General features: G+C 37.6%; 14 protein-coding genes and 1 tRNA gene. 4 read left to right on the top strand and 11 right to left on the bottom strand.

The window, feature by feature from the left end; translation table 11 throughout:
- Positions 1-106: 106 nt before the first annotated feature.
- From M983_RS14460 to M983_RS14440, 6 genes are read right to left on the bottom strand one after another with little or no spacing between them, the layout of a single operon-like run.
- Positions 107-370, bottom strand: a complete 264-nt coding sequence (locus tag M983_RS14460) for a hypothetical protein (RefSeq protein ID WP_066752429.1) — start codon at positions 368-370, stop codon at positions 107-109.
- 2 nt (positions 371-372) lie between these two features.
- Complete coding sequence (locus M983_RS17125; RefSeq protein WP_074388180.1) at positions 373-546, bottom strand: DUF4222 domain-containing protein; 174 nt, start codon at positions 544-546, stop codon at positions 373-375.
- Positions 539-1,471 carry a host cell division inhibitor Icd-like protein gene (locus M983_RS17275; RefSeq protein ID WP_083954611.1) on the bottom strand — a complete coding sequence of 311 codons (933 nt, stop codon included), beginning with the start codon at positions 1,469-1,471 and terminating at the stop codon, positions 539-541. Before M983_RS17275 ends, M983_RS17125 begins: the two co-directional genes overlap by 8 nt.
- Positions 1,468-2,301: an antA/AntB antirepressor family protein gene (locus tag M983_RS14450; protein ID WP_066752425.1), complete on the bottom strand. Its 834-nt coding sequence runs from the start codon at positions 2,299-2,301 to the stop codon at positions 1,468-1,470. Before M983_RS14450 ends, M983_RS17275 begins: the two co-directional genes overlap by 4 nt.
- A gap of 12 nt (positions 2,302-2,313) precedes the next feature.
- The gene (locus M983_RS14445) at positions 2,314-2,709 is read right to left on the bottom strand and encodes a hypothetical protein (RefSeq protein ID WP_066752424.1); all 396 of its coding nucleotides are present in this window, start codon (positions 2,707-2,709) and stop codon (positions 2,314-2,316) included.
- The gene (locus M983_RS14440) at positions 2,709-2,906 is read right to left on the bottom strand and encodes a helix-turn-helix transcriptional regulator (RefSeq protein ID WP_066752421.1); all 198 of its coding nucleotides are present in this window, start codon (positions 2,904-2,906) and stop codon (positions 2,709-2,711) included. Before M983_RS14440 ends, M983_RS14445 begins: the two co-directional genes overlap by 1 nt.
- Before the next feature lie 547 nt (positions 2,907-3,453).
- On the opposite strand from M983_RS14440, the gene M983_RS18000 reads away from it, so the two are divergent.
- Positions 3,454-3,585: a hypothetical protein gene (locus M983_RS18000; protein ID WP_261244699.1), complete on the top strand. Its 132-nt coding sequence runs from the start codon at positions 3,454-3,456 to the stop codon at positions 3,583-3,585.
- A 261-nt stretch (positions 3,586-3,846) separates the two neighbouring features.
- Here the strand turns inward: M983_RS18000 and M983_RS14435 are convergent, their stop codons facing one another.
- Together M983_RS14435 and M983_RS14430 are read right to left on the bottom strand one after the other, a co-directional pair.
- Positions 3,847-5,058 (bottom strand): tyrosine-type recombinase/integrase, encoded by a 1,212-nt coding sequence (locus tag M983_RS14435; protein WP_066752418.1) that lies wholly within the window; start codon positions 5,056-5,058, stop codon positions 3,847-3,849.
- Positions 5,059-5,222: 164 nt separating this feature from the next.
- A tRNA-Ser gene (locus M983_RS14430) sits at positions 5,223-5,310 on the bottom strand.
- A 178-nt stretch (positions 5,311-5,488) separates the two neighbouring features.
- Here M983_RS14430 and tusE point away from each other — a divergent pair.
- Positions 5,489-5,818 carry a sulfurtransferase TusE gene (gene tusE, locus M983_RS14425; protein WP_066752415.1) on the top strand — a complete coding sequence of 110 codons (330 nt, stop codon included), beginning with the start codon at positions 5,489-5,491 and terminating at the stop codon, positions 5,816-5,818.
- A 49-nt stretch (positions 5,819-5,867) separates the two neighbouring features.
- Here tusE and M983_RS14420 read toward each other — a convergent pair whose 3' ends face one another.
- Positions 5,868-6,149, bottom strand: a complete 282-nt coding sequence (locus M983_RS14420; protein ID WP_425415198.1) for an acylphosphatase — start codon at positions 6,147-6,149, stop codon at positions 5,868-5,870.
- Positions 6,150-6,338: 189 nt separating this feature from the next.
- On the opposite strand from M983_RS14420, the gene hspQ reads away from it, so the two are divergent.
- Positions 6,339-6,659: a heat shock protein HspQ gene (hspQ, locus tag M983_RS14415; RefSeq protein ID WP_210433251.1), complete on the top strand. Its 321-nt coding sequence runs from the start codon at positions 6,339-6,341 to the stop codon at positions 6,657-6,659.
- 68 nt (positions 6,660-6,727) lie between these two features.
- On the opposite strand, the gene M983_RS14410 is transcribed toward hspQ, so the two are convergent.
- Positions 6,728-7,141: a CoA-binding protein gene (locus tag M983_RS14410; RefSeq protein ID WP_066752412.1), complete on the bottom strand. Its 414-nt coding sequence runs from the start codon at positions 7,139-7,141 to the stop codon at positions 6,728-6,730.
- A 138-nt stretch (positions 7,142-7,279) separates the two neighbouring features.
- On the opposite strand from M983_RS14410, the gene M983_RS14405 reads away from it, so the two are divergent.
- A complete protein-coding gene (locus M983_RS14405) occupies positions 7,280-7,744 on the top strand; it encodes a methylglyoxal synthase (RefSeq protein WP_066752404.1) in 465 nt (154 codons plus the stop codon).
- On the opposite strand, the gene M983_RS14400 is transcribed toward M983_RS14405, so the two are convergent.
- Positions 7,741-8,362, bottom strand: a 622-nt coding sequence (locus tag M983_RS14400) for a 3'-5' exonuclease (RefSeq protein ID WP_074388179.1), incomplete at its 5' end; no start/stop codon positions are given. The genes M983_RS14405 and M983_RS14400 overlap by 4 nt on opposite strands.

The raw sequence follows: 8,362 nt of genomic DNA, 5'->3' as shown, positions 1-8,362 counted from the left end.
ATCAATTAGCTCACGCGAACAATCTTTACTCGCTTGTTCCAAAATAACGGCAAATAAAGCATTATTTTGCTGTGCCTTATGTACGGCAATAACTAACGAAATTGGCTTACTCATATTTCTCGTCCTCCAATTTAGCGTCTACGGTTTCTGCACCACTGATACGGCTAATGGCTTCCAACCAGTAATAGAGTTCTTGTTTTTTTGGATCATCAATTAGAGGAAATACTTCACTAAGAATATGAACCATGCCTTTTCGAACCCTAAGTAATCGGTCACGGCTACGTTCTTCTGAAGATAAAGGGATGTCATTGCCTAACATGTTCGAAATTTCGGCTTGAATACGCTTATAGCTGTCTGGGTAATGACTCATTATTAAGCCCTCCCTGCATAGGTGTATTCGTTGCTGAACTGGCTTAATGAAATAATGACAGGACTATCAAAGCCGTCTCGTTGAAAGGTCACACGGTTAAATTGAACCGATAGAACTTTGACGGTTTCACCATTATTTTTGTGCGTGTAGAAGTCGTTAGGTTGAGGGTTACGCATTAGCCACCGCCTTAGCAGGTAAGCGACCAGCGAATGACAGAATATAATCACGTACAAGCATCAGTCTTGCATCGTGTTCATTGGGTGCTGTAACAGTGATACGGCAAGGTTTAGCGGTAGTATCTGAGCGTTTAATGCTCAAAAACAGAAATTTGAATTGAGTCTGGGTAGGGGTTGCCATCATAACGATGATCTCCTTTAGTTTATCTAAGGAGTCACCACCAGAGGTCTCAATCTCTATAGGGGTGGTGACACTGACAGGGTTGAGACTACTGGTACTAAAGGAAACCAGCCAACCTTTCGGTTGCCCTGCCAGCATCACCATTGAATTTGAGCGATATAATACCGCAAATTGTAGGTGTGCGTAGGCACAGACACAAAAAAAGACGCAAGGCGCGTCATGTGTCACCTTTAGTATATACAGGGTCTCAATCCTGACACTAGATTTTGCTAGTGCGTTTTTACTATAGCCAACAATTACCCATAAGCGCAAGTGATGTATTGCACATTTTACAAAGCTATCCTTTTTTATGGACTCCAAAAACTCAATTCTGTCTCGTGTAGTGACCCCGATTAAACCTTGCGATTGAGAATAATTCGCCTCTTTAGAAAGATGAGAAAAATCACCTTTAGCAAATGGTGTAAATTCTCCACGTTTTAGGTTCTCGCTGCTATCCCATCCTCCATTGGTGGTTAGGATTGCTTGATTAGCGTAAATTTTCGCTGATACATCGGCTAAAATTTTAGCTGATTTCTGAGCCAAAATATTGACCGAGTGATCGGACGAAAGTTTGTCTGATTGACTATAACTTGAAGTTAGATTCAAGATGGATAAAAGGGTGTCCACTTTAACCGACTCCCCACCTACCAGTAGGGAGTCATTCACTTGGCAGGCAATACCCTTTATTGAACATAGGGTAATCATTGCGCCACCTCTACACGTTGTGCTAACCACTTCTGAGACAAACCGATTAACTTGTCTTTGCGTGCGTGATAATCCATACCCAGCTCAATTAACGTTGTATTGGTCTGCTCAAGGTATGAAAGATGCTCTAATTGGGTTTCACTCATAGCATCACGAGGATTGCCAATAATGCCGTTCTGCTTCGCCCATGCCTTAGCTGTAAGCCCGCCTAATACAATACGGTTCAGCATGTTTGACTCAGTCGTGTAATGGTGTGGGAGTGTGTTCTTACCTTGCTCCATACGAGCGAGGTCTAAAGCTGAACACATCGGCTTAAAGTAACTAGCTACTTTGAGACGTGATTTAAGTTGATGACGTAACTGCTTAGTGATTGTTGGCGCTACTTTGTGTAGAGCTTCCTCACACTTGATAAAGTATTGACGAATTAAGCGACCTTGTTCGGTACGCTCAACCATTGCCAATTCTTTAGCCATACCTAGCGTTAATAAGTAATCCTTTTCAGGGCGACCCCGTTTTGTATTATTCCCCAAAATGGGGGAATATTGTTCATTAAGTAAGCAACGAATGTTTAAGTCATTATCTGATTGATAATCCGTTCCTTCCACAAAAGCGTATTCATTAACACGGCCAATAATCCAAGTAGAAAAATCACGACCCACACCTAATGCTTCGTGTAATGCTTTGGCACTTACCGCATTAATAATCTGCCCGTTAATATTTCCCTGAATTACTGGCAGCATTTCAGCAAAAGATAATTCCTTAATATCACTAGTCTTGAATTTAGGGTGAGCGAATCCACCAGCATTTAAGCTGTTATTTTTTAATTTCATTTTTTTATTCCGTTATTTTGTTGGGTACAGGCTTAAAATATTATTTACGAGTGCGTTATCTATTGGCTGGTAATTACCTTGTTCAGCACGTTTATTTATTAAATTAATAACCTTCTGCACATCTTGAGCCGTTTTAAAACGGTAACGATAATGTGATCCAATACCATCAGTATTGGGCTCATCAATGCGTTCTAATTCGATATTTAATAAACGCTCTAATTCATTTGGATAATTGCGACCTGACGATAAACGGCAATGAATTAATATTTCATTCTCAGTAAATCCATTAATGCCAGTACCTAACATATATAAACGGGCACGGTGTTTTTTAGGTGGGCTCTTTGGTAGAATAGACGATGCTACGTTATTCTGAGAAGCCACCTGTGACGGGTGGTTTTTCTTTTCCATTATGCCACCTCACCAGTACGTGATTCAGCAATCTTATTAGCAATCCATTCATCTACTTCTGATTCAATGAAAGCAATAGAACGAGTTCCTATTTTTATTTGCTGTGGAAAATCATTTTCTTTAATTAATCTATAAATCCATGCTTTGCTGTAACCTGTACGTCGCAAAACCTCTGAAAGCCTAATCAGATTATTCATAGTATTTTCCTTAATATGATATGAAAAGATATGCGAAAAAGCCCTATACATAAATGTATAAGGCTAATAACGCATTATCATGTAAGAGTATTTTAAGATTAGAAATTTATATCGTTTAAAAACAAAACATTCTAAAAAAAGAAATTATGTTTCTGCACGCAATACGCAATATATGCGTGATGGAGTTTTAGAAGAATGGAACTACAATAGTTCTCCACAAAGGCGGAGTTTTAATTTTGAAAGAAACTAATTACCGTAAAAAATACAATACCAAATATTTAATCTATATTGCGAAGAGAAGTCATCGACGCACCAATGAGTATATCACCAGCTCCCTTTTATATAGTTTTAGGGAAATCCATTTTGAAAGAACAGTATCTCTAGTTGAGAGATTAGTACTAAGTTTGCTCGGAGAAGTTCCTCTGAGCGTCCTGTATTTATTACAAATTCGTTCTACCACTAATCAGATAAAACTTCATATATCAGCGCTTCAAGAGCGCCACCGTGACAGATTGTCCCTGAGAATTTACTCTGGGAATACCTGAATTTGTCAAAGAGCATTGGACGCTTTATCAGCGACTCCATTCTGATAGCGAATACACAACTCGCTATCATCGTTGTTAAAGAACATAGCGCACTTTTTCAGCGCAAAGATGTTAAAGAACAAAGTCCACAATGATCTACTGCGGTACTACTAGGTATAGTATACTGTAATAATGAACAGTCAAGCTTAAGAAACGAACAATTTTATTTATCACATCTTCGCATAGTCTATTATCGTCTACTAAAGTGTACTCTTAAGCATATATTAAGATTTTTCTCATCTTAGCTAGAATCTAGCCACATCATACATTTAATGATTAAATATTATTGATGGCCTTTCTCGGTACAAAAAAACCAGACCTTTTATTGTCTGGTTCTGTATGTGGTCGCTGGTGGATTAAGCACGTTTAAAGTTGCCGTGAACAACATTATCCCCGTTCTCTAATGCCCCCATATAATCAGCGTACCATTGAAGCATTTCTCTACGACCATCAATATACTGAGCATGGTTATAGGTTCCACGAATTGAGTTTTTATCAACGTGTGCTAGCTGTGTCTCAATCCATGCAGTGTTATAGCCTTGCTCGTGTAGGATGGTGCTCATTGTGTGTCTGAATCCGTGGCCTGTGGCTCTGCCACTGTAGCTCATACGTCTAATCATCGTATTCAATGCCATATCTGATATATGCTTTTTATAATCAGTACGGCTAGGGAATACATATTGATAACTTCCACTGATTGGGTGTATCTGTTTCAGCAAATCAATAACCTGCTCTGATAGCGGTACAATATGAGGTCGGCGCATCTTCATTTTTTCAGCCGGTATTTCCCATACTCCAGTATCAAAGTTAATTTCTGACCATTCAGCCTTTCTCAATTCGCCTGGTCGAACTCCCGTTAAAATAAGCACCCTTAATGCCACTCTTACAATCTGGCTTCCCATGTACTTATCAATAGAAGAAAGAAACTCTGGTAATTCACTTACTGAAAGGTGGGCGTAATGCTCACGCTTATGTGGAACAAAGGCACTGGCTAAATCTGGCGCGGGGTTATACTCTGCCCTACCAGTAATAATGGCGTACTTCCATACCTCGCCACAACGTTGACGCACTTTCTTTAGCTTCTCGGTTGCTCCGCGCTTTTCCATAATAGAAAGCACTTCGAGTAATTCCATTGGTTTGATTTCAGCAATCGGGCGATTACCTATATAAGGAAAGACGTCTTTTTCGAATGCGTCCATCATGTCATCACGATAACCAACAGACCAGCGATCCTTTCTACCCTCATACCATTCAAGGGCAATATTTTTAAAGGTGTTTACACTATCAATCTTTGAAGATTGCTTTTGTTCTTTGCGTTGTTGGTTTGGGTCAATTCCATCCGCCAGTAATCTCTTTGCATCATCACGCTTTCTTCTGGCATCAGCTAGTGTAACGGTTGGATAAATTCCAATAGCTAAAAGTTTCTCTTTGCCATCGATTCGGTATTTTAACCGCCAATACTTTCCGCCATTAGTTTTAACCAATAGATACAGTCCACCACCATCAGATAGTTTGTAGTCTTTTTCTTTAGGCTTGCTGGAATCAATTTGCTTAACGGTTAGCTTCATTTGGGGGTACTCAAATCATGGGGTATAAATGTACCCCCATATGTACCACCTAAAGGGGGTAGTTTTCAATAGACGATAGTAGACGTTGGAATAATGGGATTTAGTTGGAATGCTTGATTTACTTGGGATTGGAAGACTTTAGAAGACGTTGCTAGAAGTGAAGATGGCGGAGGAGGAGAGATTCGAACTCTCGGATGGTTTCCCATCGGCGGTTTTCAAGACCGCTGCCTTCAGCCACTCGGCCACCCCTCCGCAATGGGGAGCAATATAAACATCTAGCCTAATATTGTAAAGTCCTTATTGTACTGTTTGCGGTAAAATTAAACATTTCGTTGTTTAACAGATTAATTTATCAGCACCTGTGAGTAGTCCTTGGGTATTTTCTCTATATTTGATAAATTACCTTATTATTTTTATTGGTTAAAGACGTATGTTTATATTTAATAACAAAGAAATAGAAACTGATACTCACGGTTATTTGAAAAATAGCAACGAGTGGAGTGAAGACATGGTTCCAACATTAGCTGAAATTGAAGAAATTGAATTAACTGAACAACATTGGGAGATAATCCGCTTTGTTCGTCAATTTTATTTAGAATTTAATACTTCACCAGCTATTCGTATGCTTGTTAAAGCACTCGCGCAGAAATATGGTGATGAAAAAGGAAATAGTCGCTATTTATACCGCTTATTTCCTAAAGGCCCCGCGAAACAAGCAACGAAACTTGCAGGCTTGCCAAAACCAGTCAAATGTATTTAAGCTATTATCTTTAGTAAAGTCGATAATAAAAAATAATAAATTTAATTTGCTAATAGTGGCGGATTGAAAAGTCCGCCATTTCTTCATAATCACAAGATGTCGCTGACCAAAATATTATTTTACACCCAATAGGCCCGCCTGCTTCTAGCCAATCATCTAATTTTGCCAAAACGTGCTCTTGTGCAAATGCTTTTATTCCCACACTGCCGTCTTCGCGATTCCACACATAGCCTGTAATCGGCCGTTTTTTCATCCATTGATAAGTATAAAAACGGAATCCAACACCTTGAACATGGCCTTGAATAATATACTCTCTTCCAATTTTCATCATCTTTTATCTCCACAGTTATAATAAAAATTCCAATATGATGATTGTCTTTTGTTTATACAATAGATAATCTAATTATATGAAGGTTTTAATTCATGTGATATTCAACGGATATTTTATTTTAATCCTTGAATTATTGTTTTCTACCCTCATATCTATATATATGAAGCAAGGCCCTATGGAGGTGATAATATGATGATCGCCAGCAAATTTGGAATAGGCCAGCAGGTTAGACATAAATTACTAGGATATTTGGGAGTAATTGTCGATGTAGATGCTGAATATTCCCTAGATCAACCTAATGAGGATGATATTGCATCAAATGTGACCTTGCGAACAGCTCCTTGGTATCATGTTGTGATGGAAGATGATGAAGGTCAGCCTGTTCATACCTATCTAGCTGAAGCTCAGATAACATATGAAATATTAGATGAACACTTAGATAATGACTCCTTAGATGAATTATCCCAATCAATCAGAAGCCAATTACAGGCACCAAGATTAAGAAACTGAACCTAATAATCAATAAACCTTGTAAATGATAATCGCCGAACCTGTTTCGGCGATTTTAATATTAGCGCTTACCAAGGTAAGCCATGTGCTTCAATTTCTTTTTTAGGGCAACTATCCATTACAACACGTAATCCTGCATTTTCAGCTAACGCTTTAGCCTCTTCATTTATGACCCCAATCTGTAACCATAAAACTTTAGCATTAATCTTAATTGCTTCTTTCGCTATTTCTAAAGCGAATGAAGATTGACGGAATACATCAACCATATCAATAGAAACAGGTATTTCTTGTAAAGATGCATAACATTTTTGATCTAATAACGATTGACCTGCCATAACAGGATTTACGGGAATCACTTCATAGCCTTGTTCTAATAAGAATTTCATGACTTTATAGCTAGGGCGATCTTCTTTATCACTTGCACCGACTAATGCAATTGTTTTGACACTTCTCAAAATGTCATAAATCTCTGAATCCACCATTCATATGCTCCATTCTTCATCTGAAAAGTAAAAATATTATGATACATCATAGTATCTTGAAGAGTTCATAGCTTGTAGTTTAAAAAACAGGTATTTTAATAATCGGAATAATAACAGTACTTATTTTAAAGGTAGCAAATGGAACAGATTGACCGCACACTATTTAAAGAAAAAAATATTGCACTTGTTGCCCATGATCATTGCAAAAGCTCATTACTTGATTGGGCACAAAATAACAGTGAACAGCTTTCTCAACATAAATTATTTGCAACAGGAACTACTGGTAGCCTTGTTAATTACCATACAGGATTAAGTGTTACACAAATGCTCAGTGGTCCTATGGGTGGTGATCAACAAATAGGTGCAATGATTGCAGAAAAGAAAATTGATATTCTTATTTTCTTTTGGGATCCATTAAATGCAGTACCCCATGATCCTGATGTTAAAGCACTACTACGTTTAGCGACGGTTTGGAATATTCCAGTAGCAACAAACCGAGCAACAGCAAATTTCCTAATTTCATCACCTTTATTTTCACAAGAAACAAAGATAAAAATTCCTGACTATGAAGGCTATTTAAAAGAAAGAGTTCAACAAGATTAAGGTTTTTTCTGTATAGGAACACCTTGAGAATGTAACTCAGAAACAAAACTTGATGGCTGTTGTTTATTAAATAATAGCCATACTTGTTTTTTTGCTCTCGTTAATGCCACATACATTAGGCGGCGCTCTTCTGCATAAGGATATTCTTCAACTTCAGGTAAAAGTGCCGTTTCAATAATAGAAGCTCTTTCTGGTGCAGGAAAACCTTCTTTACCTGATTGCAGACCTAAAATAATCACATAATCAGCCTGTTGCCCTTTTGATGCATGAAATGTCATAAATTCTAATTTTAATTTAGGCCAACGTGTTTTTGCTTTTTTTAATAAATCCGGTTTTAAATAGTGATAGCGAGCTAAAAGTAATATTGTTTCATCTTCATTTACATAGCCGCTCATTTTATTGAGTAAATTTTCTAATTGCTCATCAGAGAGTAATACAACTGATTTTTTATTCCCCTTAACTAAACTGTTTAATGGTTTAGAAAGCTGTATAGGATTTTGTTGAATAAATGTATTTGCTACATTTCCTATAACATGATTAAAGCGGTATGTCGTATCTAAAGCACATTCAGCGCCTTCACCAAAACACTGATGAAAAGAAGTTGTTAATAATAATTCT

This window comes from Proteus myxofaciens ATCC 19692 (assembly GCF_001654855.1).
In the GTDB taxonomy this organism is placed as follows: domain Bacteria; phylum Pseudomonadota; class Gammaproteobacteria; order Enterobacterales; family Enterobacteriaceae; genus Proteus; species Proteus myxofaciens.
Note: the sequence above shows the minus strand (reverse complement) of the source record. Positions and strands in the feature narration are given on the sequence as shown.

Bases quoted from the DNA above. Each gene is read 5' to 3' on its own strand.
- M983_RS14460 (WP_066752429.1), bottom strand. From the start codon at position 370: ATGAGTCATTACCCAGACAGCTATAAGCGTATTCAAGCCGAAATTTCG.
- M983_RS17125 (WP_074388180.1), bottom strand. From the start codon at position 546: ATGCGTAACCCTCAACCTAACGACTTCTACACGCACAAAAATAATGGT.
- M983_RS17275 (WP_083954611.1), bottom strand. From the start codon at position 1,471: ATGATTACCCTATGTTCAATAAAGGGTATTGCCTGCCAAGTGAATGAC.
- M983_RS14450 (WP_066752425.1), bottom strand. From the start codon at position 2,301: ATGAAATTAAAAAATAACAGCTTAAATGCTGGTGGATTCGCTCACCCT.
- M983_RS14445 (WP_066752424.1), bottom strand. From the start codon at position 2,709: ATGGAAAAGAAAAACCACCCGTCACAGGTGGCTTCTCAGAATAACGTA.
- M983_RS14440 (WP_066752421.1), bottom strand. From the start codon at position 2,906: ATGAATAATCTGATTAGGCTTTCAGAGGTTTTGCGACGTACAGGTTAC.
- M983_RS14435 (WP_066752418.1), bottom strand. From the start codon at position 5,058: ATGAAGCTAACCGTTAAGCAAATTGATTCCAGCAAGCCTAAAGAAAAA.
- tusE (WP_066752415.1), top strand. From the start codon at position 5,489: ATGTTTATATTTAATAACAAAGAAATAGAAACTGATACTCACGGTTAT.
- M983_RS14420 (WP_425415198.1), bottom strand. From the start codon at position 6,149: ATGATGAAAATTGGAAGAGAGTATATTATTCAAGGCCATGTTCAAGGT.
- hspQ (WP_210433251.1), top strand. From the start codon at position 6,339: ATGATGATCGCCAGCAAATTTGGAATAGGCCAGCAGGTTAGACATAAA.
- M983_RS14410 (WP_066752412.1), bottom strand. From the start codon at position 7,141: ATGGTGGATTCAGAGATTTATGACATTTTGAGAAGTGTCAAAACAATT.
- M983_RS14405 (WP_066752404.1), top strand. From the start codon at position 7,280: ATGGAACAGATTGACCGCACACTATTTAAAGAAAAAAATATTGCACTT.